Annotated in this window: 18 protein-coding genes; 13 read left to right on the forward strand and 5 right to left on the reverse strand. The window is 53.8% G+C overall.

Annotated features, from left to right (window positions below):
- Nucleotides 1-41 precede the first annotated feature (41 nt).
- From ABA45_RS16875 to ABA45_RS16885, 3 genes are all read left to right on the forward strand, one after another.
- Nucleotides 42-1,070, forward strand: coding sequence for a metal-dependent hydrolase (locus tag ABA45_RS16875; RefSeq protein WP_048388097.1), 1,029 nt, complete (start codon nt 42-44; stop codon nt 1,068-1,070).
- A gap of 5 nt (nt 1,071-1,075) precedes the next feature.
- The gene (locus ABA45_RS16880; RefSeq protein WP_048388099.1) at nt 1,076-1,768 is read left to right on the forward strand and encodes a pseudouridine synthase; all 693 of its coding nucleotides are present in this window, start codon (nt 1,076-1,078) and stop codon (nt 1,766-1,768) included.
- A 149-nt stretch (nt 1,769-1,917) separates the two neighbouring features.
- Nucleotides 1,918-4,335: a phosphoketolase family protein gene (locus ABA45_RS16885; protein WP_048388101.1), complete on the forward strand. Its 2,418-nt coding sequence runs from the start codon at nt 1,918-1,920 to the stop codon at nt 4,333-4,335.
- A 103-nt stretch (nt 4,336-4,438) separates the two neighbouring features.
- On the opposite strand, the gene ABA45_RS16890 is transcribed toward ABA45_RS16885, so the two are convergent.
- The 5 genes from ABA45_RS16890 to cysZ form a co-directional block, all read right to left on the reverse strand.
- The gene (locus ABA45_RS16890; protein WP_007348333.1) at nt 4,439-4,645 is read right to left on the reverse strand and encodes a cold-shock protein; all 207 of its coding nucleotides are present in this window, start codon (nt 4,643-4,645) and stop codon (nt 4,439-4,441) included.
- Nucleotides 4,646-4,900: 255 nt separating this feature from the next.
- A complete protein-coding gene (gene crcB, locus ABA45_RS16895) occupies nt 4,901-5,281 on the reverse strand; it encodes a fluoride efflux transporter CrcB (protein ID WP_048388103.1) in 381 nt (126 codons plus the stop codon).
- Nucleotides 5,282-5,294: 13 nt separating this feature from the next.
- Nucleotides 5,295-7,769, reverse strand: coding sequence for an acyl-CoA dehydrogenase (locus ABA45_RS16900; RefSeq protein ID WP_198147187.1), 2,475 nt, complete (start codon nt 7,767-7,769; stop codon nt 5,295-5,297).
- 102 nt (nt 7,770-7,871) lie between these two features.
- Nucleotides 7,872-10,733: an RNA polymerase-associated protein RapA gene (rapA, locus tag ABA45_RS16905; protein WP_048388107.1), complete on the reverse strand. Its 2,862-nt coding sequence runs from the start codon at nt 10,731-10,733 to the stop codon at nt 7,872-7,874.
- 18 nt (nt 10,734-10,751) lie between these two features.
- Nucleotides 10,752-11,501, reverse strand: a complete 750-nt coding sequence (gene cysZ / locus ABA45_RS16910; RefSeq protein ID WP_048388109.1) for a sulfate transporter CysZ — start codon at nt 11,499-11,501, stop codon at nt 10,752-10,754.
- A 48-nt stretch (nt 11,502-11,549) separates the two neighbouring features.
- Here cysZ and ABA45_RS16915 point away from each other — a divergent pair, with 48 nt between their 5' ends.
- From ABA45_RS16915 to ABA45_RS18340, 10 genes are all read left to right on the forward strand, one after another.
- Nucleotides 11,550-11,975, forward strand: a complete 426-nt coding sequence (locus ABA45_RS16915; RefSeq protein ID WP_227506070.1) for a VanZ family protein — start codon at nt 11,550-11,552, stop codon at nt 11,973-11,975.
- A gap of 381 nt (nt 11,976-12,356) precedes the next feature.
- A complete protein-coding gene (gene mnmH / locus ABA45_RS16920) occupies nt 12,357-13,466 on the forward strand; it encodes a tRNA 2-selenouridine(34) synthase MnmH (protein WP_048388111.1) in 1,110 nt (369 codons plus the stop codon).
- A gap of 26 nt (nt 13,467-13,492) precedes the next feature.
- Entirely contained in the window at nt 13,493-14,326 is an 834-nt protein-coding gene (locus ABA45_RS16925; protein WP_048388113.1) for a mechanosensitive ion channel family protein, read from the forward strand.
- Between the two features lie 102 nt (nt 14,327-14,428).
- A complete protein-coding gene (locus tag ABA45_RS16930) occupies nt 14,429-14,968 on the forward strand; it encodes an aminoacyl-tRNA deacylase (RefSeq protein ID WP_048388115.1) in 540 nt (179 codons plus the stop codon).
- A gap of 101 nt (nt 14,969-15,069) precedes the next feature.
- Complete coding sequence (locus ABA45_RS16935) at nt 15,070-16,305, forward strand: FAD-dependent monooxygenase (protein WP_048388117.1); 1,236 nt, start codon at nt 15,070-15,072, stop codon at nt 16,303-16,305.
- Between the two features lie 26 nt (nt 16,306-16,331).
- Complete coding sequence (locus tag ABA45_RS16940) at nt 16,332-16,697, forward strand: histidine triad nucleotide-binding protein (RefSeq protein WP_048388119.1); 366 nt, start codon at nt 16,332-16,334, stop codon at nt 16,695-16,697.
- Nucleotides 16,698-16,971: 274 nt separating this feature from the next.
- Complete coding sequence (locus tag ABA45_RS16945; protein WP_048388121.1) at nt 16,972-20,034, forward strand: EAL domain-containing protein; 3,063 nt, start codon at nt 16,972-16,974, stop codon at nt 20,032-20,034.
- Nucleotides 20,035-20,325: 291 nt separating this feature from the next.
- Complete coding sequence (locus ABA45_RS16950) at nt 20,326-20,790, forward strand: hypothetical protein (protein WP_048388123.1); 465 nt, start codon at nt 20,326-20,328, stop codon at nt 20,788-20,790.
- A gap of 2 nt (nt 20,791-20,792) precedes the next feature.
- Nucleotides 20,793-22,715 (forward strand): bifunctional diguanylate cyclase/phosphodiesterase, encoded by a 1,923-nt coding sequence (locus ABA45_RS16955; protein WP_157035564.1) that lies wholly within the window; start codon nt 20,793-20,795, stop codon nt 22,713-22,715.
- A 142-nt stretch (nt 22,716-22,857) separates the two neighbouring features.
- Nucleotides 22,858-24,672, forward strand: a complete 1,815-nt coding sequence (locus tag ABA45_RS18340; RefSeq protein ID WP_053076207.1) for a sensor histidine kinase — start codon at nt 22,858-22,860, stop codon at nt 24,670-24,672.
- The last annotated feature ends 1 nt before the right edge of the window (nt 24,673 follow it).

Raw genomic sequence — 24,673 nt, forward strand, 5'->3', positions numbered from 1 at the left:
CGCCGGTAGATAACCTTACTCACCAAAATGATGCGATCTTCATGGACTCAATCACGCAGATGGCTCTTGGCGCTTCCATCGCAGGCCTTGTAGCCGGTAAAACGCTCGGGCGATCGGTTCTGATCACCGGCGCGCTATTAGGCACGCTTCCCGATCTAGACGTGCTGATTGATTATGGCTCGGCCGTCGCCAATTTCACCCAGCACCGGGGTTTTAGCCACTCGTTGTTTGTACTTGCACCTCTGTCGCTGCTGCTTGCAGCCCTGTTCTGGCGCTGGAAGCCACAACTTGGGTTTTCCCGCTGGCTGTTACTCACCGCGCTGGTGTTGCTGACACACCCTATTCTGGACACCTTCACCACCTACGGTACACAACTGTTCTGGCCCCTTGGCCGGCCGCTGGCTATCAGCAGTGTTTTTATTATCGACCCTCTGTATACGCTACCGCTGCTGGCGGGCTGCGCTGCTTTTTTGCTGCGGCCTGCGGCTGTACGCGTCTTAGCGGCCGGCCTGCTGCTGTCCACCGGGTATCTCGGTTGGTCGTTTGCAGCTCAGCAGGTAATAACCGAACGCGTGCAACCAGCCCTTGCCAGCGCAGGCTTTGCCGACGCCGAACTTCTGGTGCAGCCTATGCCCTTCAACACGGTGCTCTGGCGCGCCACCGCAATCACCGAACAGCAGCGTGTTGAAATCGTGACCGGTTTTTTGGATGGCGACAGCCCCTTAATGCTTGAATATTTCCCGCGCCAACCGGAGCTTGCCAATTCTGTTGCGCAACTGCCTGAAACCCGTCGCCTGGAATGGTTTACCCGGGGTTTTCTTGATTATCAGACACGCAACGGTGAAATTACCGCCACCGATGTGCGCCTGGGCATTCCCGGGGCGCATCCTTTTACATTTGTTCTTGCCAATGAGCGGGATGGCGCACTGGTGAACGGCAATGGCGAACAAGCACCCAGGCCCGCCTTTAATAACGCTGCGCTGCCCCTGCTGTGGGGCCGCATAACCGGCGCCATCCCGATTCTGTGCCTAGCCAACCTTGCCACGCCAGCTCCCGGCCAGGAGTGTTGAAGTCCATGCGCCTCGATCAATTTATTGCCACCAGTTCGGAGCTTTCACGCAAAGAAGCAAAACGCGCCATAGCCATTGGTGACGTTCAGGTAAACGGCATCGTATGGAAAAGTTCGGCAACCGCCGTTCCAGCCAATGCCGAGGTTATGCTGCAAGGGGAACCCGTTGCCCTGCCTACTGAACGCTACTTGATGCTCAACAAGCCCGCAGGGTTTATCAGTGCGACCCGCGACAGCGACCAACCCACAGCGCTGGACCTTCTGCCGGCAGAGCTGACCCGCAATCTTCACATTGCCGGCCGGCTGGACGCTGACACTACCGGTTTGCTATTACTAACAAGCGATGGTCAGTGGTCACACCGGGTTACCTCACCAAGAGTGGAGTGCCCGAAAACCTACCAAGTGGCTCTGAGTGCGCCCATTTCACAAGCGGCTATCGCGGCTCTGGAAGCCGGCGTGATGCTTCGTAACGACACTAAGCCGACAAAGCCCGCTCAAGTGACGGTGCTGCAGTCACAGCTAGTAGAGCTAACGATTTCTGAAGGCCGCTATCACCAAGTCAAACGCATGTTGGCCGCCGTTGGTAATCATGTCACTACTCTGCACCGCAGCCGCATTGGTGGGGTAACGCTGGATCCGGCATTGGCCGCCGGTGAGCATCGCTTTTTAACCAGCGCCGAAATCGCCAGTTTTACCTAGAAATTCCCAAACCGCCGGTTACGCGGCAGCCGACACCCGATGTTACTCCCGTGTAATCTGTGCAGGCCACCACGCTGACCTGCATCAATAGTCCCCGAATCTGCCGCGCATATACTCCGACCATACTTCGAAATGAATAGAAGGCTAATATGTCTGCGCACGACCTAAACAACGATTCTCTAGTCAACACCCTGACTGGCAATGCGCAAGACGCATACGACTACTGGCGCGCCGGTTATGGCGTTATCAACCACGGTGACCGGCTGTGTGCAAGCGTGCTGCGCGTGGCCCGGCAACTGGTCAATCGCAAGCTGCAGCCAAACCTGGAAACCGTATTCCATCACCTGGCTGCTCTAGATCGGCTTGCCAGTGCAGGCATGTGGCAAGTGGTGCACATGACCTACACCAACCGCGTATGCCGCAAGGGCAGGGCCTTGGCGGCGGATGACTTCAAACCCAAACCCGAAGGCCATACCGGTGGCGCGCTGAATATGGTGCCTGCCTACGCCGCCTACCTAGCCACCAACAGCTTGACCGGAAAAACCCGCAGCTGGTTAATGGGCCAAGGTCACTGCGTCGCCGCTATTGACGCCCTGAATGTTCTGACCGGCAACCTGCACCCGGAACAGCAGCAGGCCTACGGTGGAGCAGATGGCCTGACACAGCTTGCCCGGGATTTTTACAGTTACCGCCAGAATCCAGATGGCAGCAACGTAGCGCCCCTGGGCAGCCACGTTAATCCTTACACCGCCGGCGGCATTATTGAAGGCGGCTATTTGGGCTTTGCCGAACTGCAGTACGCACACATGCCGCTACCCGGCGAATCTCTGGTGGCGTTTTTGTCTGACGGCGCCGCCGAAGAACAGCGTGGCAGCGACTGGATTCCGCGCTGGTGGCGCGCTGAAGACTGCGGTTCGATCATGCCCATCATGATTGCCAACGGCCGGCGCATTGAACAGCGTACCGAGCTGGGCACCCGCGAAGGCCTAGAGCGCTTTGAAGAACATCTGTCCGCCCGCGGCTTTGCACCCTTCCGTTTTGATGGTCGCGACCCTGCGGCGTTTGTGTGCGCCATACTGGATATGGAATGGGCGCTGGAAGAACAGGCCGAAGCCGTATTGAGTGGTCAGCAGAACTACCCTGCACGGATTCCTTACGGCATTGCCGAAACCATCAAAGGCTTCGGTTTTTACGGCGCCGGCGAAAATTCTGCGCATAATTTGCCACTGCCGGGCAACCCGCGGGTTGACGCACGCATACGCGAACTGTTTCATCAATACACCACGCCGCTGCACGTTGAGCCAGACACACTGAACGCTGCACTGCGCACGCTGAACCGCCACCAGGATCAAAAAAGACCGCTAGAACGGGACCACCCTCTGGCTCTGCGCAATCCTCCAGACCCGGTTATTCCAACGTTGGCGCCGGTGCAGCAAGCCGCATCGCCGATGACCGCCATCAGCGATTTCTTCTGCGCGCTTGTTGGGGCAAACCCAACATTAAGGCCCCGCGTGGGAAACCCGGACGAGCTTGTGAGCAACCGTCTGGAGGGCGTATTGCACCTGTTAAAGCACCGGGTGAACGAACCGGAAAACGACAATGAGTCGGTTTTGGGCGGGGTTATTACCGTCTTAAATGAAGAAGCGGTGGTGTCTGCTTGCCTGGCTAACAAGGCTGGGCTCAACCTGGTGGCTAGCTACGAAGCCTTTTGCGTAAAAATGCTCGGAGCCATCCGCCAGGAATTAATGTTCTCCCGCCACCAGGCCGCAGTAGGGCGCCCTGCGCGCTGGCTGGGCCTGCCCGTGGTAGCAACGTCCCACACTTGGGAAAACGGCAAGAACGAGCAGTCCCATCAAGACACAACGTTTTGTGAAAGCTTACTAGGGGAGATGAGCGATGTCTCCCGCGTGGTGTTCCCCGCTGACTACAGCAGCACCCTGGCGCTGATGCCCGACATTTATCGCAACCGCGGTCGCATTACCTGCATGGTTGTCCCAAAGCGTGAGCGGCCATGCGTGTTCAACACCGCCGAAGCGGCGCTTCTAGCGCGTCAGGGAGCGATTGTTATTGATGAAGACACTGGCGGGCGCGAACCGGTTATGGTGATTGCCAATGGTGCCTACCAGCTTTCAGAAGCCATCCGTGCCTGTGAACGATTGCGCGACAGCAGTGCAGCTTTCCGCCTGGTGTACGTTCAGGAGCCAGGACGTTTGCGTCAGCCCCGCGACGCCCTGGAAGCCGCTGTGTGCGTGAATGAACTGGAACGTGAACAGCTATTCCCAAGCCGGTTAAGCCGCCGGGTCGCACTAACGCACATGCGCCCAGAGGTGTTCCGTGGCCATCTGCACACGCTGTTTCCCGCACCGGCAACATCACGGGTGTTGGGCTACCGCAACCATGGAGGCACGCTGAACGAAGCCGGCATGCTGTTTACCAATGGTTGTTCCTGGGCCCACGCTCTGGCGGCTTGCGCCAGCGTAATGGCATTACCACCCGGCGAGTGGTTATCCAGCGCGGAACTGGCCGCGGTGGAAGGCCGCGGTGACGCTGCGGTTATCACCCGCTAAGCAGCCATTGTTAAAATCTTATTCAGAACGAATCACAGCCATAAAAAAAGGCAGCGTTAGCTGCCTTTTTTTTATAGCGGGTTACTTCTGCATCCAAGCGGGATTACAGAGGTACAACGTTTTCCGCTTGGGGACCTTTCTGGCCCTGAGTAACGGTAAACTCAACTTGCTGGCCTTCTGCCAGAGTCTTGAAACCGCCACCCTGAATAGCGCTGTAGTGAACGAATACGTCGGGGCCGCCTTCACGAGTAATAAAACCAAATCCTTTTGCTTCGTTGAAGAACTTAACAGTACCGGTAGTAGTAGACATGCTCAAATATCCTGCAATCAATCAATTATTCACCCCGCTCAGCCAACATGGCTTAAGCCGGTGTTTACGGAAAACCAGAATCTGCGGAATCAAAAAAGGGACGGTAACTGCTCATCGCTGGGTTTAACGCCAACCGCTGGACTACGTCTTCTTAATTAAATGCTTCACTGAATATTTCCTTCAAGATTTACTCTACTCGGGAATCCAGGGCTTGCCAAGTGGATTTTGAAAATTTTATATAGGTAATGGTGCGGATCAACTTTTAATCAATGCGACAGTGTAAAAGCCAACAGCTGTCATCAGCAAAGCACCGCAAACGTGGGCCAGAACACCCACCAGCGCCATGCCCCACTTTCCCTGTTGCAAAGCCGTGAGCATTTCCAGCGAGAAAGTGGAAAATGTCGTTAACGCGCCACACAGGCCGGTTATTGCAAACAAGCGCCATTCCGGCGACAGGCTCGAGCTGTGGCTGAACCAGGCCAGTAAAAACCCCGCCAGCCAGCCGCCGGCCATGTTGGCCACCAAAGTGCCCAGCGGCACATGGTGATGGCTGGCGTTCAGCCACAAACTCAGTGCCCAGCGCAAATTCGCGCCGAGCACCGCACCACCGCTAATGGCCAGAACTGACAACCACATTCTCAATGCGCCTTCAAGAAGGCTGCGATTCTGAGGGATTGTGATCAATCACCGACTTTTTGTTGCGTGCGAACTCGTTAAAGGCAAAGTCGTCGACCGTCAGCATTTCCAGTACTTTTGCTTCGTAATCGCGCATGAAGATTGCCTCTTCCTCACTAAACACGCCCGTTTCCAAAGCCGCTTCAAAACGCTGCTCCGGGTGCAAAGCGGTGATCGGCAGTTCGCCCTTGCTGTAGGCCTTATTGGCTTTGCGATAGAGCTTTTCAGCTTTGGCGTTGTCTTTTAACAAGTTGTTGTAACTGGCCACGGGGTTGGAAATAACGGCGTCGACGCCGCTTTCACCTTCACCCACCCACAGGCTGGACAACAGCTTTTTCCGCAGCGGCGAATCCGTTGAAATAGCCTTCGCCACGGTGTGGGTCAGCGCATCGCTTGGGCCTGTCCAGCGCCGGCCAATGGGTAAGGTTACTACCCGCAGCGCACCGGCTACTAAACGATTGGGCAAGTTATCAAGAAATTCCACCAACGCTGTTTCCGTGCGCGCCAGCAGCATGTCCAAACTGTAGGCCATGAGTGCCTGTTCGCCGTCCACCGGCTGGGTTTCATGCCAATGTTTGAGTACCATAGAGGCCAAATACAAATTCGACAGCATGTCACCCAAACGCGCAGAGGTCAGTTCGCGCATCTTCAGCTCACTGCCCAGAGTGGTCATGGCCGCATCGGAACACAGCCCGAACGCAGCACTAAAGCGGGCCACAGACTGAGCGTATTTACGCGCACCGTGATCAAACGGCACGTCTGCGCGGCCAAGACCCAAAGCCTGGGTAAAGGCACGGGCAGCGTTGCCAAACACCAAACCGGCGTGGCCGAAGAAAGCTTCGTCAAAGGCATCTATATCGTCGTTGTCTTTCGCCGCCAGCTCTTTCAGCACGTAGGGATGGCAACGAATAGCACCCTGACCGAAGATCATCAGGCTGCGGGTCATTATGTTGGCACCTTCAACGGTAATAGACACTGCCGAGCCACTGAACGAAATGCCATTATAATTGCGTGGGCCAAGGGTGACTGCTTTACCGCCGTGAACGTCCATGGCATCGCACAGAACGTCACGCTGGTACTCGGTCAGATGGTATTTCAGAATCGCCGATGGCACCGCCGGTTTCTGGCCCTGGTCAATCATGTTGGCGGTATGGTTAACCGCCGCCTGAGCAATGTACGTTTTGGCCGCAATCCGCGCCAGCGACTGCTGAACGCCTTCCATTTCCGCTATGGGCGTATTGAACTGACGCCTTATCCGGGTAAAACCACCGGCGGTAGCCACCGCGAAAGCCGCCCCACCAGCAGCGCCAGACGGCAAGGTAATGCAACGACCGACCGACAAACATTCCACCAGCATGCGCCAGCCCTCACCGGCCATTTTTTCACCACCGATCAGGTAGTCCAGCGGAATGAACATGTCTTTGCCAATAATAGGGCCATTCAAAAACGGGCTTCCTATTGGGCAATGGCGACGGCCGATTTCCATGCCGTCGGTATCACGAGGAATCAGTGCGCAAGTAATTCCGCGATCTTCAACGTCACTCAGCAAACCATCGGGGTCGAACATACGGAAAGCCAAACCCACCACCGTGGCAATTGGCGCCAGGGTAATCCAGCGCTTCTCGAAATTCAGCCGCAAACCAATCACTTCTTTGCCGTCAACTTCTTGCTTGCACACAATTCCGGTGTCTGGCAATGAGGTGGCGTCGGAGCCCGCACGCGGGCCGGTGAGGCCAAAACAGGGTATTTCACGGCCATCCGCCAGGCGTGGCAGGTAATATTCTTTTTGCTCATCGGTGCCGTATTTTATTAGCAGCTCGCCGGGCCCAAGAGAATTGGGCACGCCAACGGTCACCATCAGCATTTCGTTAACAGCCAGGCGCTGCAGCACGGCGGTCTGAGCTTTCGCGGAAAATCCCAGGCCACCGTATTCTTCGGAGATAATCATGCCGAAGAACTTTTCGCGCTTAAGGAAATCCCACAATTCTTCCGGCAGGTCGGCGCGCTCTACGGCTATGTCCCAGGCATTACACATGGCCAGCGCCTGGTTGCACTGATTATCCAAAAACGCCTGTTCTTTATCCGTAAGGCCGGTGTTGCGGTTTATCAGCAGGTTGTGCCAGTCGGGTTTGCCGGTAAACAACTCGCCGTCCCAACTTACCGTGCCCGCTTCCAGCGCTACTTTTTCCGTTTCAGACACTTTCGGGGCGACTTTCTTGAACAGGGCAAAGGCTTTGGGCGTTAACCAGCTGCGACGAAAACCCGGCAAGCCGGCAGCGGCCGTAATCCCGGCGCCAATAAATAGCAGCAGTGCCAGCCAGAACGATGCAAACAGCAGCGATACCAAGCCCACTCCAACCATAACACCCACCGCAGTCTTGGCTCCGGCTTCTTGGCGCATCACCACCAATAAACTGGCTATCGCCAGTACAAAGAGTATGAACGTCATCATCAATTCCCCTGTTATGGGTGGTTTGAACCGCTGGCTTTTATCACTTTACGTTACCTGATTGCTTAATATCTGGCCAGCTAAGCTCGGCGTGTCATAGCGTCAGGCGGTTACGATCACTCTAATGCCTTCCAGCGCCAGGGTCGCGTGCCCTATTGCTTCGCGGGCGGCGGCCAACTGGGTTCGGAAATACTCGATTTCCTCATCACGAATCGCCGGATTCACCGCCTGCAAGGCTTCCAGGCGGCGTATTTCCGGGCCGAACATCGCGTCCACCTGCGCCAGTGCTTTTTGTTGCAGCGGTTGCAAGTGCGGCTCGGCCAGGCATTGAGAATGATCCACCATGATCTCAACCTGGGCGCGAATTTGCGGCACAATCGCCTGCGCCGTGCGCCGGCGAATGTTAGAACACATATCGTTCAGGCGGTCATGGGGCAAGGCTTTCGACAAATCTTTGCCAGTGACATCCACCAGCAAACGCAACGGCGAGACCGGCAGATAACGGGTCAACTGAAGAGCTTCTGGCGCCGGGCAATGCACAGTGAACAGTGCTTCCATCAACAGGGTGCCGGCCGGCAATGCCTTCACCGACATGGTTGCCAGCGCGGCTTTACCCAATCCGGAACTGGTCACAGACTCCATAATGCCGGTTACCATAGGATGCTCCCAGCTCATAAACGCCAGATCTTCGCGCTCCAGCGCGCGGTCTCGCTCCCAGGTGACGGTTATGCCATCTTCGGGCAAGCCTGCCACGTGTCCAGCTTGGTACTGCTCGCCCGGGCGCAGCACGTCTGAATGTTCGGAATGATCTTCAACATCCACACCCAGAATGTCGAAGGCTTCCATCATATAGTCGCGCACGGCCGCAGCGGATTCTTCAGCTTCAATAGCGTCAATCAAACGTTGCGCCGGCTCGTTGCGGCAGGAGTTCAGCTCAATAAGCGCATCACGGCCATTCTGCAGCAAGGTTTTCAGGCGCGCCGTTTCCGCCGCAGAAGCCTTCACCAGAGTTTCCAGAGCGGCGGCGTCGCCCGCCAGCGACTGCTGCCAGGCATCCGCCACAGACTCCTGCACCGCCACACCCACACTGCAACTTTCTGCAAAGGCATTCAGGCCACGCTGGAACCATTGGTACTGAACTTCCTGACTGGTGCCTTCCAGATAGGGGATATAAATATCAATGGCGTTGGTTTGGCCGATACGGTCTAGACGGCCAATGCGTTGTTCCAACAGATCCGGGTTAGCCGGCAAGTCAAACAGCACCAAATGATGGGCAAACTGGAAGTTACGGCCTTCACTGCCGATCTCGGAGCAAATCAGCGCTTGGGCGCCCTGCTCTGAATCAGCAAAGTAAGCTGCCGCACGGTCGCGCTCTATCAGGCTTAAATGTTCGTGGAACGCTGCGCTGCGAATACCGGCGCGCAGCTGCAAATAGCGCTCCAAAGCCATAGCCGTGCTAGCGTGAGCGCAGATCACCACCACTTTTTTCGGGCGCAAGCCCGCCAGTGTTTTTTGCAACCAGGCCACCCGCGGGTCCTCCGCCAGCCACTGCTCTTCGTCGGGCTCGTTACGTTCGGGCGTCAGGCCGTCAATTCCGCGAGTAAAGCCGCTGTAAATTTCGGGGCACGGCAGTGACACCGGGTGTGGAAAACGTGCAGGAAAACCCTGAATAGCAGCGCGAGTGTTACGAAACAACACCCGGCCGGTGCCGTGGCGATCCAGCAGGGCGTCAATAATCGCCTGATGGGGGTCGCTCTCTGCCAACAGCTGGGGCAATTGCGAACCCAGCCACTGCTCTAGAATTTGCTGATCGCCGCTTGCGATGGTGTGTTCAGACTGCAATCGTCGCACCACGGCATTTACCACTTCGTACTGGCTTTCCTGTTCGCGGAATGCCTGTAAATCGTGGAACCGCGCCGGATCCAGCAGGCGCAAACGCGCAAAATGGCTGGCCAGCCCCATCTGTTCTGGCGTTGCGGTAAGCAGCAACAAGCCCTGGCTCGCCGCCGCCAAGCTTTCAATTGTTTGATATTCCGCGCTAACGTGGCTTTCACTCCAGGCCAAGTGGTGAGCTTCATCAACAATCAGTAAATCCCAACCAGCCGCTATGGCGTCATTTCGGGCTTGTGCAGTGGCGGTCAAAAAACTCTGGCTACACAACACCAGCTGTTCACTTTCAAATGGGTTTTCCCGACCCTCTTCACCAAATATATGGCTCATCAGAGCATCCACGTCGCTCTGCTGTTCTTTAATAGCGTCATAGCGGCTTTGATCAACAATGGAGAAACGCAGGTTAAAGCGCCGCAGCATTTCAACCAGCCATTGGTGAATCAGCGAATCTGGCACCACTATCAAAGCTCGCCGGGCGCGGCCCGTATGCAGCTGATAGTGCATAATCAAACCGGCCTCGATGGTTTTGCCCAGGCCTACTTCGTCGGCCAACAGTACCCGCGGGGCAAAACGCCGAGCCACTTCGCCGGCAATATAAAGCTGATGGGGCAAATGCTGGGTGCGGGCGCCAATCAGGCCCTCGGCCGGCGAGGCCCGCAGACGGTCAAGATGGTTCAATGTGGCAAAACGGAGGCGAAAGGCACCGTTGCGGTCAAACTGGCCGGCAAACAGGCGCTGATGAGGGGCCGAGAAGTTCACCGTTCCGCTTAGCTTCACCTCGGAAACTGTCTGGACATTTTCGCCATCGTCGGCGTGGTAAACCAGCAGACCGGCCATGTCTTTAACCGCGCGCACGATGTAGCTTCCGCCATCAAAGGTTTCGATGGTTTCACCCAGCTGATAAATAATACGCGACAAGGGCGCGTTGTCGGTGGCGTAGGTTCGTTCTTCGTCAGCCGCCGGAAAGCCCAGGGTCACCCTGCGCCCAGAAATATCCGTAACTATGCCCAAGCCCAGGGCTGTATCGCTGTGGCTAACCCAGCGCTGGCCAATGACAAAATCCGACGTTTTCAAGCAACCTCCAAATCCTAATCAATAACGTGCGGAACCTTGTTCACGCACCCATAACGCCGTGGCACCACACACCGCTGCCGGCACCACAAACAAGTTTAATATTGGCACCATGGCCGCCAGCGCTACCGGCAGTCCAAAGCCCAAAGCCGACAATCGGCGCTCGGCCAGCATCTTTTTTAACACCGGAAAACTGATCTTGTGGTTGTCTGCCGGGTAATCCACATACTGCAGCGCCATCATCCAGCTGTTGAACACGAACCACAGCACCACCGCCACCAGATTCACCACCGGTATCAGTCCCAGAATAAGCAGGCCTAGGGCTCGGGGCAGGTAATAGGCGATTTTCTGCAACTCGCGCCACAGCGAACGTGGAATGTCTTTAACAATACCCGCCCAATCTTCGTCGTCACCGATGGGTTGACCTGTCAGGTGCTGCTCGCAACGCTCCGCCAGGTAACCGTAAAACGGTGCACCAATCAGATTAGCCACCATCACAAAACCATAAGCCAGCACCAACACAATAATAGCGCCGTAAAGCAACCAGAACAGCCAGTCCAACGCTTGCAGCCAGGCCCAGTCTGGCAACCAACCCATAGCCGTTGCAATCAAACCGGAAAACAATTCACCCAGATAGAAAAACAGCAGGCTGAACAGCAGAATATTAATCAGCACGGGGATAATTACAAAAAGGCGAAGACCGGGTTGCAGAATCAGGCCAAAACCCTCGCCCAGATAACCCAATCCGCGAAAAAAGTTACCATTGAGCATGGCGCAAAACCTTGGTTGCAGTGACATTGACGGGGTGCAGAGCATATCATGATGCGGTCTTTGCCACAGCCGGAACAAACAACCGATATGTTTTTAGCAACCACGAAACAACGGCTTGCACAATTACTCCGCTTATGTGTCTTGTGGCGGTTTGCGCTACTGGCGTCTATCGCCGTTATCCTATTTCTGGCCACGACCGCAGGCCCGCTGCCCGTGCCCTCTGCGCCCAGCGACAAGGTCAATCACCTGATTGCCTTTCTAGAGCTTACGCTGCTGGTTCGCCTGGGCTGGCCGCAGCTGAAACCGCTCTATTTTGTCCCGCTGCTGCTGGGTTTCGGTATGCTAATAGAAATTGTGCAAGCCACCCTGCCCTACCGCGATTTTTCAATGGCTGACGTGGCCGCTGACGCCGCTGGCATCGCTGTCGGAATGCTAATTTGGCCTTGGCTGCAAAAATTTAGCGCCCAATACTGAAAAATGTGAGGACCGGTGTAAGCATTCTCTTACAAATCTACTGTTTTTTTTCCTTAAATTAGGAAAAAAATACAACATATAGTAAATTAAATAATCATAAATATATGATTATTAACGAATTTAAACAGAAATTCTATGCGCGCCACAGAGCTATGGTCCAAAGGTATAACCTCACAAACGCTCTGTGTTGGTAACATAGTGTTGGTCACGGATGACGTATGCACCACGGAGTGGGCCAAGGACCAGCGACACGGCTGTTGCACATTGCGCAAGGATGCGCCGACTTATTATTCATGGCGGCCCTTTTTCATACTAGCCCCGGCACAATCGAACTAACTGCTCTATACTCTATGACCAATTTGGCCAGTTTATCCTCCTTTTATGATCCGTAGACAAGACACCGACGATTACCTTTCTCTATTTTTAAATAACACACCGCTACTAGACGTACGTGCGCCTGTCGAATTCGACAAAGGCCATCTTCCCGGCGCTATTAACGCACCGCTGATGAACGACGACGAGCGCCATCTTGTCGGTATTTGTTACAAAGAGCAGGGCCAGAGCAAAGCCATCGAGCTGGGCCACCAGCTGGTGCAGGGCGACATCAAGGCTCAGCGCCTTGAAGCCTGGAAACACTTTTGCACCCAACATCCAGACGGTTATCTGTATTGTTTCCGCGGTGGACTGCGCTCTAATCTTTCACGCCAGTGGATCGCGCAAGCGGGCATTAATTATCCGCTGGTAGAAGGCGGCTACAAAGCCATGCGCCGGTTCCTGATTGATCAGCTGGAACAGCAGATCGCCAACGAAACGTTTTACATCCTCAGCGGCCGCACAGGCACTGGCAAAACCCGCGTATTGAATACCCTCCCCAACCCGGTAGATCTCGAAGGCCTGGCCAATCACCGCGGTTCCAGCTTTGGCCGGCAGGTAACGCCACAACCCACGCAAATCAACTTTGAAAACCAGCTTGCAGTCGCCATGCTACACGCCAGGCATCAGCGCGGCGGCCCCATTTATCTGGAGGACGAAAGCCGTCTTGTGGGTTGCTGTGCGTTGCCAATAAGCCTGCGTGAACGGATGGCGGCGGCGCCTTTAGTCGTGCTGGACCGGCCAATGGCCGGGCGCGTTGATATTATTCGCCAAGACTATGTCGACAATATGCTAACCGATTACACCAATCTGGATGGTCCACAAGCCGGTTGGCTAAATTTCAGCGACTACCTTTTGAGCGCGCTTGATCGAATTCGTAAACGCCTGGGGGGCGAGCGCCATCAGCAACTGCGCAGCGTGATGGAGTCAGCACTGGCGCAACAGGCAGAGAACGGCTCCAGCGACGGCCATAACGCCTGGATACAAAGCCTGCTAGAGCATTACTATGACCCAATGTACGATTACCAGCTGGCCCGCAAACCGGGCACAGTGATTATGCATGGCGGTCCGGACGCCATCGCTCAGTGGGCCAAGCACGCCCACCCGCACATCTCATAAAACGAAAATTTGACAAGGGGTTTGCTATGGAAGATTTATTCAGCGCCAACGGCCGCGCCACAGAGTTGGTCGACCAAGCCATCACACTGGTCATGGCATACGCACCCAAAGTGGTACTGGCCATTATCACCCTCATTGTGGGTATGTGGCTGATTAACCGGTTTGTTCGCTTACTGGATAGCAAACTTGGCAAAAAAGACCCAACGCTGAATACCTTCCTGTGCGGCCTGCTATCAGCAGTTCTGAAAATCCTGCTACTGATTTCCGTTGCCTCCATGGTGGGCATTGCCACTACCTCCTTCATCGCTATTATTGGTGGTGCCGGCCTGGCTATCGGCCTGGCACTGCAAGGCAGCCTGGGCAATTTCGCCGGCGGCGTGCTGATTCTAATCTTCAAGCCATTCAAAGTGGGCGATGTCATCGAAGCCCAAGGTTACCTGGGCTCGGTGGTGGAAATCTCTATTTTGTACACCATCGTTAATACCTTTGATAACCGCCGGATTATTATTCCCAACGGCGACCTGTCCAACTCCAGCCTGACCAACCTCAGCGCCTACCCTACCCGCCGCTGCGACATGAGCTTTGGCATTGGCTACGGTGACGACATCGACAAGGCCAAAGCCACCATCAAGCGCCTGATTGAAGAAGACGAACGCGCTCTGAAAGACCCGGAACCAATGGTTGTGGTAGGCGGTCTGGGCGACAGTTCTGTTAACTTGACCGCCCGCGCCTGGACCAAATCCGCAGACCTGTGGCCGTTCTACTGGGACATGCAGGAACGCGTGAAGAAGGCGTTTGACGCCGAAGGCATCAGTATTCCCTTCCCCCAGCGCGATGTGCACATGTACAAGGCCGACTAAGTCTGAGAGCAAAAAGCCTACAGCCGAGTTTCGCAATCCCTGAAACCTCGGCTAAGCTCATCAGTAACAGCAGGTGCCGTTAATGATGAGGAGGCCGCCACCGTGCCCGCAAATGCATTACAACAATACCTCGACAGCACAGGCGTAGAATACTTGTGCATGCCTCACCCGCCCGCATTCAGCGCCCGCCAATTGGCGAGGCACGTTGGCATTGCCGGAGACCGGGTGGTTAAAACCGTGATCATCGAGCTGGATGGCAAAATAGCCATGCTGGTGATGCCCGCCACCTGGCGCGTGCGTTGGCACCGGCTGTCGCAGATTCTGGACACCGATTTTGTTGAACTGGCCGATGAACAGACGTTCCAAAACCTGTTCCCTCAGTGCGAAGTCGGCGCCATGCCCCCCTTTGGCGAGCTTTACGGCATGAACGTGTATTGCGCCGAAGCGCTGACCCAACAGCCCGAACTGGCGTTCGCCGCCGGCAGCCACAGCAAATCCATCCACATGAAAACAATCGACTTCCTGGCTCTTGCCCGGCCGACGATTCTGAACCAGGGCTTTAACAAACCCGGTGTTGCCAAACCGGCGTGGCTGGTAAAACGAAAACAACCGGCCGCCTCTGGGTCTGCCCAGGCACTGTAACTTTCCATATTGTTGCTATGGCGGCGTGACCGCACATCAACTCCACGGTTTGCCTGTTCGTTGCCATCGCGTAAACTGATCACTACAAACAGGAACCCGATATGACTCAAGCATTTGATATTGCAGTTGTCGGCGCCGGCATGGTGGGTGCAGCCCTTGCGACAGGCCTGGGCCGCAACGGTTTTCGCGTGGCGCTGATTGACTTTGCTGACGCTCCCGAATTTGTGCCAGGCAGCACGCCGGATATTCGCGTGTCCGCGCTCAGCGCCGGCAGTGAACGCTACCTGCAAAACCTAAAGGCCTGGGACACCGTTCTGGCCATGCGCGCCACGCCCTATCGCCGCCTGGCGGTGTGGGACCAGTCCTCTCACCCGCTTACCCGGCTGCTGCCAAAGCCCCTGGCACGGGTGGAATTCAACGCCAACAAATTGGGCGCCAGCCACCTTGGCCACATCGTAGAAAACAGCGTTACCCAGGCGGCTCTCTGGCAGGCCGCGATTACCCAGCCGAACATCACTTTAATGCCGGGCGTTGCGGTTACAAACCTCATCCAGAACAACAATCACGCTCAGTTGGACCTGGATAACGCTACCGCCATTACGGCAACCCTGGTGGTAGGCGCCGACGGTGCCCAATCCCGAATGCGCGATCTGGCCGGCATTGGCGTCACCCGCAGCCAATACGACCAACAGGCAATGGTGATGTCTGTGCGCTACCGCGGCGCGGTAGAAGACATCACCTGGCAGGGATTTTTACCCTCTGGCCCGCGGGCTTTTTTGCCGTTGCACACAGCCGGCGAAGAATTTCCCGGCGAAAGCTGGGGCTCGCTGGTGTGGTACGACGCCCCCGCCCGGCTTGCACAGCTCAAAGCTATGCCCACCGAACAACTGATGGCCGAAATTCAGCAGGGATTTCCCCAACAGCTGCCTGAGCTAACGCATATAGACACCCGCGCCAGCTTCCCCATTGCCCGCCAACACGCCAAACATTATTACCAGAACCGTGTGGTGTTGGCTGGCGATGCAGCCCACACCATCAATCCGTTGGCCGGCCAAGGCGTGAACCTGGGTTTTCAGGACGCCCAATGCCTGCAACAACTATTGATTGTCGCCCGCAACAACAGCACCGACCTGGCCGACCCCGCCTTACTGAGCCAATACGAAAACCAGCGCCGACCGGCTAACCGCCGCATGATGCTGGCTATGGATGCCTTTTATCATCTATTCAGCAACCGCGTTCCGCCCCTGCACCTGCTGCGCAATCTGGGCCTGGGCGCCGCGCAGGCACTGCCCTTCGCCCGCAACCGCGTAGCCCGTTACGCCATGGGTCTGGATTGAACTTCACTTTATAAAAGGATCCTGTTATGTCAGAAACCCTGTTCACCAAGATCATCAACCGGGAAATTCCCGCCGACATCGTGTACGAAGACGACACCACCCTGGCGTTTCGCGACATTAACCCGCAAGCCCCCGTGCACCTGCTGATTATTCCGAAAAGGCACATTGCTACCATTAACGACATCACCGAAAACGATAGGGAGCTGGTGGGCAATCTGTATTACGTGGCCGCCAAGCTGGCGAAAGAAATGGGCTTCGCCGACGACGGCTACCGCACAGTCATGAACTGCGGCGAAAACTCCGGCCAAACCGTGTTTCACATCCACTTGCATCTGCTGGCTGGTAAACCTCTGGGATGGCCGCCTTACTCCGACAAAATGAAGCAGGCATAGAACAAGCACTGCTTAAAAAAGTGGAAGCGGCGCCTGTAATGGGCACCCTTTTTGTACTTGTTCAACGTTTATTGACGGAATTTTTGTGAACAGGAATGTAAAAGGCTTTTCATGCTGGGGTTCTCCGGATAATAGGCAGTAAGCAAAACCACTGATAACTACTATTTACTCACATCTTTTGATTTTGAGTTACTATACCCCGCTCAGTGTTTATTTTTCTGGGAGCTTGGGTTTGTCGCCAAACGCCATAGATAATGGTTTGTGGGTAGTCTGAATGACCGAACAGAAAAATAAAACGAGGTTAAATTTGCCATTAGCTTACCGCCTTCCCATTGCGTTATACATTCTCGCTTTGCTAGGGCTGGTGGCATCTGCCGGTTACGTAGCTCAGAGTACCTACAGGCAGGCTTCCGAGACGGTGACTAATCGCTCTGCCGCCAATGCCGATCTCGCGGCTGAAATGGTTGCTAATCGGCTGCTTTCTACTAGAAACGAACTGCGGACTTTCGCCGGATTTGTTCAGCCTCTGGTGCGCCAGCCAAATACCCCCGGGGCCACTCGCCCTGAAAACATAGAATCGCATCTGGACAAAAGGGTATCCACCCTCGGATTTGTTAGCGAACTGCTGGCTGCCGATCCAGCTGGCAATTTTTTCTACCCGTCAATGGCCGAGAAAGTGACCAGAGCTCCTGACTGGCCCTTTATTGCAAAATACCTGTCTGACAACCCGAACCGAGAGGTTGTAACGCCGCTGTACACGGACCCCGTCACAGGTGAGATTGAGATCTGGATGTTGAGTAAGCTACATTCCGACACAAGCGATGTCGCTACTGTGATTGTGGCGCGTCAACCGCCGGATGTGCTTTCTGGATCGCTGGAGAGGTTATCTTTGTCCACTGGTCAGAGCATCGCCATTCTAGACGAGTCGATGATGCTAGTGGCCCGCCTTCCGGTCGTCGCAGGAGCTGCAGTTAGCCCGGGGCAGATCCTTACGGATTCACTGGCTCGCCGTTTTATCGATAGTGGCTCCGACAGCTATCAGGTGATCGTCGAAGGGCCTATTCCTAATGATGGTGAAGCAAGATTTTACGCTTTCAAACGTGTTCTGGGTGCACCTTATATCGTTGTCGTTGGCGAGAAAACGTCAGTGGCGTTACAAGATTGGCACCAGAGCCTTTGGGTTGGGGCTACCGGCATTTTACTGGTTGCGATCATTGGCCTGTTTTTTCTGAGGCAGTTCTGCCGAAGACTGACCGTTGAGAATGAGCTATTGCACGAGAACCGGCAACGGAGAAGCTCGCAACAAAACGCGCAGGCCAATGAGAGTCGATTACAGGCCCTTGTTAATTCTATTCCGGATTCGACCTTTGTGTTCGATGAACACGGAAGGTTTACCTTTGCTCATGCGCAGGACAAAGGCCAGCTACTGATGCCTGTGGAAAAGCTGCTTGGCCTGCATTACAACGAAGTACTGCCGCCCGAGCTCGCTGCCCGGTTTGACGGAATTAAAACAGACGTCGAAAAATCACAGAAAATGCAGAATATTGAATACCAGTTGTTTGTTAACGGCGAGGCCCGCGATTATGAGGCCAGGGTAAACGCGCTAACTGACTTGGAGGGCCAGCACAGTGGTTTCCTGACCTTAGTGCGAGACATCACCGAAGACAAAGTTCTCGAAGCTGAGCTGCGTATTGCTTCCACCGCGTTCGAGACCCATCTCGGCATAATAATAACCGACGAGAATAGTATAATATTAAGGGCCAACAAAGCGTTTTCCCGGATCACCGGTTATGCCGAGCAGGACGTTTTGGGCAAGACCCCAAACGTCCTTCAATCCGGCCTGCAAGATGCCGCTTTTTACCATTATCTCTGGGCTCGGGTTCAGGAAAGTGGCTCATGGGAGGGTGAAATATGGAACCTCCGAAAAGATGGGGAGGCGTATGCGGAATGGCTGACGATCACCGCGATTTGTGGAAAATCCGGCGTTGTCCAGAACTATGTGGGAACCTTTCACGATATCACTAAGCGGAAGAAAGCCGAGCGGAATGCGCATCGATTGGCGTTCTACGATTCGTTAACGGAGCTCGCAAATAAGACGCTGCTCGAAGAGAAGATCTCTGGCGTCTGCAACGCCGATATTAGACACAATGCCCATGCTGCCCTTTTACATGTCGATGTCGAGCAGTTACGTGCGGTGAATGATGCCAGAGGGTACGGGTTTGGTGATCTGGTCCTGAAGTCCATCGCACAGCAGCTGGCTGGCATTGTGCGTGAGAGTGATACGCTTGCGCGCATCGGAGGTGACGAATTTGCAATCCTGTTGTCCAGCCTAGGTTCATCTCAGGACGTTGCTGCGCGCTCTGCGGAGAATGTTGCAGACAAAATCCTTGATGCCTTTGCCCTCCCGATTAAGGTTCTGGAACATAAAATACAGGTTAGTGTCAGTATCGGCATTACTCTGATTAATGAACGAACGGCGGTTTGCGATCAACAACTCCAGAGAGCTGAGCAAGCCACTCAGCAAGCAAAAGAAAGGGCGAAGCTTAGGGGTGAAAGGCGCATCTCATTCTTCGACTCTGAAATACAGGCTCAGGTTGTTCAGCACGTTCTTCTAGAAGAGGAATTGCGGAATGCATTAGCGGAAAATCAGCTTGTGTTGTATTACCAGCCCCAGATTCGCAAGCCGAATCAGTTGCTCGGCTACGAGGTGCTCTTGCGCTGGCGTCACCCGGAGCGGGGCATCGTATCCCCCGCCGTTTTCATTCCGATAGCCGAACAGAGCCGACTTATTCTGCCTATCGGTCGGTGGGTTATCGAACAGGCGTGTGAAAAGCTGGCTGCTTGGCAGTCAGAGCCAACAACCTCTGAGCTCAGTCTTGCAGTGAATGTCAGCATCATTCAGTTTCAGAGTAATAGCTTCGTAGAACAGGTGGGCCAGATTCTTGAAAAAACAGGTGCGCCACCACGCTTGCTGAAACTTGAGGTGACCGAAAGCCTGCTCATGAATGACCCCGAGCGGATTACTGAAATGATGAATCGTCTCCGTTCTATGGGAGTTCGCTTTTCTTTGGACGACTTTGGCACAGGTTATTCTTCGATGAGCTATCTCAACCAGTTGCCGCTGGATCAGATCAAGATAGATCAGTCGTTTATAAATGAGGTAACGAGCAACCTGGCAAACTCCGCCATTGTGGAGTCCATAATCGGGCTGGCCAAGGGGCTGAATCTGGAAGTCATTGCCGAAGGGGTAGAGACGGAAGAGCAAAGAGACTGGCTGGCTAATCACGGATGTCAGAATTTTCAGGGATACTTGTTTGGACGCCCGGAAGAGATTTGAATCCTGGGGCCTTAATGTAATAGACGAAAAGTCTACGATACGTTACGACATCGGTTGGTCGTTACGGCAACGATGGATTCAAACCGCGCAACAACCTCCCGCCCTAACTGCCAAGTAGGCAACCTGAAAACCATTAACTTGATGTCATACCTAACGGTCATTTTGATTCGACAAGTCGACGCCGGAATACAAATTAACGACAAAATCGCACAAAATTGCTACATTTCTTTTGTCGTATCGAACAGATTTTTACTATATCTTGCCCTCGGTCAAAAATCCTAGGGTAGAAAAATGCTAGCTTTTCGTTTTGCGGTCTTTTTGGTGATCAGTTTTTTCAGTACCGTAGCCAGTGCCGAGCCGACGCTGGAGATTATGGTTGGAGGCGAAACCATTACCCTGTCACGCTCTGAGTTGGAGAGTCTGCCACAGCAGCGAATCACCACCACAAGCCCCTATTTTGAAGGCACGCAAGAGTTTTCTGGTCCCAGCCTACAAACCCTGATTGACACTTATTGGCAGCCGGGTAACGAACGTATTCTGTTTCGTGCGCTAAATGACTACGCCGTTGAAGCGCCTTTACAGCAAGCTCTGGCACTGGACGCTATTATCGCCACCCGTCGTAACAGCCGCGTGATGTCGGTGCGCACCCACGGACCGTTCTGGATCATGCTGCCGCTCTCGCAGCAGCCAAGTCTGAACACCACAGATAACCATCGGTTTATGATCTGGCAGCTATCTGAGATAGAGCTCAACTAACTGTGGATACCTCCCTCAGCAGGCGACTGTTTTCCCGCACCACTACGGCAATGATTGTGATCGTGATCGTCGGGCTGGTGGGAGCAAGCGCTTACACTTACATGCTGGACCGTAAGATCCAGTCAGTGTCTTTGGAAAGCTTACGCATGGCGTCTTGGGGGCTGGCGCAGTTAGCGAGTGAATCTTACGAATTTGATAAGGCTCTCGAGTTGGTAGCGCAGAATGTTGGCGAGGTTGATGCACTAATGCTTCGCTATGATGTGCTCTGGTCCCGCTATGACTACCTGTTGAACAGTATCGAAGCGCGCTTTACGCGGAACCAGCTGAACAATGAAGCAGAATTGGAAGAACTGTTCGGTGAATTTAAAGGCATTGAATCAGATCTGCTATTGCTGACCTCGGCCCCCAAAGCCGTGCACTCGCGACAGCTGTTAGCTCAATGGCAGATACAACGGGAAGGTATACGCCAACTGTTATTCGATAACTTTATTGGCGATGAGACCAACAATCTGATCCGCGGGTTTCAGCAGTCATGGGACCGGCTGGCAAATCTGCGCTTTGCTACACTCGACTCTATTGTATTTTTACTGGTGTACCTGCTACTTGCCCTGCATTACTTTCGCAAATGGAACCGAATAAACAGCCTGAGCGGGCTACCCAGCGAGCGCTGCTTGCACGACCTCCAGGAACTGCCTTTCGACTGCGTGTTGATCTCCTGCGAAATTCGCAATTATCAGGCCATGGTGTCGGATTTTGACAAAGATCAGGTGGGAGACATCATCAAGGTTTTTGTAGACAGGCTGAAAAGTCTGACCTCAGAGCGAGATACTTTGATGCACATTGCGCCGGGTGAATTTGTGCTTATGCTCAGGTTACACAAGGGTCAATCGGTGTTGGATTGTATTCAGGCCGCCCAACAGAAAACCACGTTTGAGTGGCAACTGGCGGAAAATACTATGGAAATATCCGCACTCTTTGGTGTTGCCTACTCGCTGGCTAGCCAGGCCCAGGATTTCGCGGAATACCATCGCTACGCCACACGCGCCCTGACACAAAGCAAAAGCGCTAAGCTGGCCTACACAGTATTTGACGACGCCGCGCTGACGCTGCTGATGCTTGAGCAAAAGCTCTATCGTCAGCTATTGCTGTTTTTTCGAGGCGAAATGACATCGCTGAAACTGAGCTTGGTATACCAACCTATTGTGTCCATTGAAGATGCAACGCTAATTACCGGCTTCGAAGCTCTCCTAAGGTGCACCAGTGACAAAGAAATTGTTATAAGTCCACGCCAAATCGTTGATATTTGCGAGCATAACGGTTTGGGTATCCAGCTTGGTCGCTGGGTATTCAACGAAGTGTCACTACAGTGCTGCAATCTTTATATCAATCTGGGTTTTACGGGCACCGTATCCATTAACCTGAACCCAGCGATGCTGCGTCCAGAGCTGGTTCAGGATGTTAACAAGTACCTTTTAGACCAAGGCTTGCCCGCTTCGTCGATATGCCTCGAGATCACCGAAGACAACGCAGCGCTGAACTTCCATATCATAAATAATGTGATTGCCACGCTGAAACCCAGCGGAATAGAGTTTGCTCTAGACGATTTTGGCACCGGCCACTCGTCACTGGCTTATATTCGCGAACTGGCTGTGGATCGAATCAAAATCGACCGGGCGTTTGTTAAAGATATTGAAAACGATGAAGGCAAAGCCCGCTTTTTGGCTTCCGTCATCGCTATGGCTCAACAAGCCTACGTTACGACTACCGTTGTTGAAGGTATCGAGAACGAATGCCAGTGGCATCTGGTGCAACGCATGGGCCAGGTACTGGTGCAGGGATATCACGCTTATCGTCCGCTTACCATTCTTCAACTGATGCAGCTTCTAGCTGCACAGCATGCAGACACAAAAAGCTTCAAGACGTAACAGAAACGAACCAAAGAAAACTCCCACCGACCCACACTCAATGCCACACTCTTGTCGCTATATACGTCATAAATTTTGTGATCTTAGGTGCAACCTAGCGGCACATAATTTTTAGCAGCGCGCACCGCCCCGGAAACTTGCAATGCCGACAAAGAAGACCAAATTTCAGTATCAGAACCATTTACGTGTCAGTTTCGCAATCACAATTGTCCTGACACCACTGGTGCTGATTGCCACTTTTTTTGCCTTTACACGCATTGAAGCCAATACCTCAAAAATCAACAACCACATTGCGGCCAAAACCCACCGTCTGCAGAATCTGAAGCTCGACCTTTTAAATGTGCAGCAAGACCTTGAAAAAATACAGAACAATACCTTACTGAAGTCGCCACAAACCGCACATATAGACGTTCGTGCAGTAGCAGTAGAAGTGCGAAGAATCTGCAACTATTTACTTCTGGAAAGTGACGATAAAGGGGTAGACGGGGGTCTTCTGGTGAACTCACTGAAAGTTTTTGATAACGCACAACAGCAACTTGAAAATCTTCGCCAAAGTGACACAGGGCAATTTTGGCCCGACATTCAATGGTGGCTGAATGCACCTGCTGCTTCGACTTCCTTAGCAGATTACCGAATGCAGCCTATTACACCGTTGTTAAAGCAGCAATTTAAAGATGTTTTGACCGCACAAAAACAGGTTTCATTGGCAGTTAACTATATCACGGCGTTTGGTAAACGGGTGGATGAGAAACTAATGCAGCTGGGCATTCAAGAACAAGCTCAATTGGAACAGCTGAAAACCACGTTCAGTTTATCCCGCTGGGGTATCTTTATCCTATCTGTCACTCTACTGCTGATTGTGTTTCTAAACTTACACTATATGTCGGCGGCCATTCTTGTCGGCACTAATTTTCTACAGCGCAGTATTACCGAGCGCACCGCCGCGTTAGAACGCTCAAAGCAGTCACTGATCACAGTATTACAGCAGGAACGGCGGTCTCGAGAGAGCCTGTTGGAAACGCAGTCGCAGCTGCACCGCGCCAACAGCGCGCTGGAACACTCGCTTCGCGAGCTTAAGAAAACCCAGATGGCCATGGCGCAACAGGAAAAATTAGCCTCTATTGGCCATTTGGCGGCCGGCGTGGCCCATGAAATCAACAATCCGTTGGGCTTCATCCTCAGTAATATCAACCGTATGCATGAGTACATCACCGACCTGAGCGAGGTTGTCACCGTAGCTGAAAAACAACTTGCCAGCGGCACCCATGCGTCTTGGTCGAACTTTCATATCTACTTTCGGCAGCTACTTGAAGACAAAGACGTTGATTTCATTAAAAGCGACTTGCCCTCTCTGGTTAACGACTGCGTAGAAGGAGGCGCTCGCGTGAAAGATATCATTCAAAGCCTGAAAGATTTTTCCCGCCGGGACCACAACAACGATGAGTTCCAGCTCACCAATCTGCACATCATAATCACCAAAACCCTCAACCTACTGCGCAACGAAATAAAGTATGACGTCGACCTGAAGGTCGACTGCGACCCCGATCTTTATCTGGAAGCACTGCCTGGCCCTTTGTCGCAGGTACTGTCGAATATTTTGATAAACGCAACCCACGCCATCCGCTTGACCGAACGGCGCGGGTTTATCCAAGTGGTCGCGTTTCACCGCAAGCATCAGGTTATTCTCAAAATCACCGATAACGGCTGCGGCATTCACCCCGACCATCAGAAGAGTGTCTTCGACCCGTTTTTCACCACAAAAAAAGCTGGAGAAGGTACTGGTTTGGGCATGAATATCGCTTACGACATCATCGTTAACCGACACGGCGGACAGTTGTCGGTGAAAAGCGAACTGGGTGTGGGCACCGAGTTTTTCATCGAGCTGCCCATGAATCCAAACCGCAATCGCCAATCGGCATCCGACGCCGCATCATCTTTAACAACAGAAGGAGTTTAAA

The organism is Marinobacter psychrophilus, assembly GCF_001043175.1.
GTDB classification, from domain to species: domain Bacteria; phylum Pseudomonadota; class Gammaproteobacteria; order Pseudomonadales; family Oleiphilaceae; genus Marinobacter; species Marinobacter psychrophilus.

Bases quoted from the DNA above. Each gene is read 5' to 3' on its own strand.
- ABA45_RS16880 (WP_048388099.1), top strand. From the start codon at position 1,076: ATGCGCCTCGATCAATTTATTGCCACCAGTTCGGAGCTTTCACGCAAA.
- crcB (WP_048388103.1), bottom strand. From the start codon at position 5,281: ATGTGGTTGTCAGTTCTGGCCATTAGCGGTGGTGCGGTGCTCGGCGCG.
- ABA45_RS16925 (WP_048388113.1), top strand. From the start codon at position 13,493: ATGGAAGATTTATTCAGCGCCAACGGCCGCGCCACAGAGTTGGTCGAC.
- ABA45_RS16945 (WP_048388121.1), top strand. From the start codon at position 16,972: ATGACCGAACAGAAAAATAAAACGAGGTTAAATTTGCCATTAGCTTAC.
- ABA45_RS16885 (WP_048388101.1), top strand. From the start codon at position 1,918: ATGTCTGCGCACGACCTAAACAACGATTCTCTAGTCAACACCCTGACT.
- ABA45_RS18340 (WP_053076207.1), top strand. From the start codon at position 22,858: ATGCCGACAAAGAAGACCAAATTTCAGTATCAGAACCATTTACGTGTC.
- cysZ (WP_048388109.1), bottom strand. From the start codon at position 11,501: ATGCTCAATGGTAACTTTTTTCGCGGATTGGGTTATCTGGGCGAGGGT.
- mnmH (WP_048388111.1), top strand. From the start codon at position 12,357: ATGATCCGTAGACAAGACACCGACGATTACCTTTCTCTATTTTTAAAT.
- ABA45_RS16890 (WP_007348333.1), bottom strand. From the start codon at position 4,645: ATGTCTACTACTACCGGTACTGTTAAGTTCTTCAACGAAGCAAAAGGA.
- ABA45_RS16940 (WP_048388119.1), top strand. From the start codon at position 16,332: ATGTCAGAAACCCTGTTCACCAAGATCATCAACCGGGAAATTCCCGCC.
- ABA45_RS16935 (WP_048388117.1), top strand. From the start codon at position 15,070: ATGACTCAAGCATTTGATATTGCAGTTGTCGGCGCCGGCATGGTGGGT.
- ABA45_RS16875 (WP_048388097.1), top strand. From the start codon at position 42: ATGGACTCAATCACGCAGATGGCTCTTGGCGCTTCCATCGCAGGCCTT.
- ABA45_RS16915 (WP_227506070.1), top strand. From the start codon at position 11,550: ATGATGCGGTCTTTGCCACAGCCGGAACAAACAACCGATATGTTTTTA.
- ABA45_RS16900 (WP_198147187.1), bottom strand. From the start codon at position 7,769: ATGACGTTCATACTCTTTGTACTGGCGATAGCCAGTTTATTGGTGGTG.
- ABA45_RS16950 (WP_048388123.1), top strand. From the start codon at position 20,326: ATGCTAGCTTTTCGTTTTGCGGTCTTTTTGGTGATCAGTTTTTTCAGT.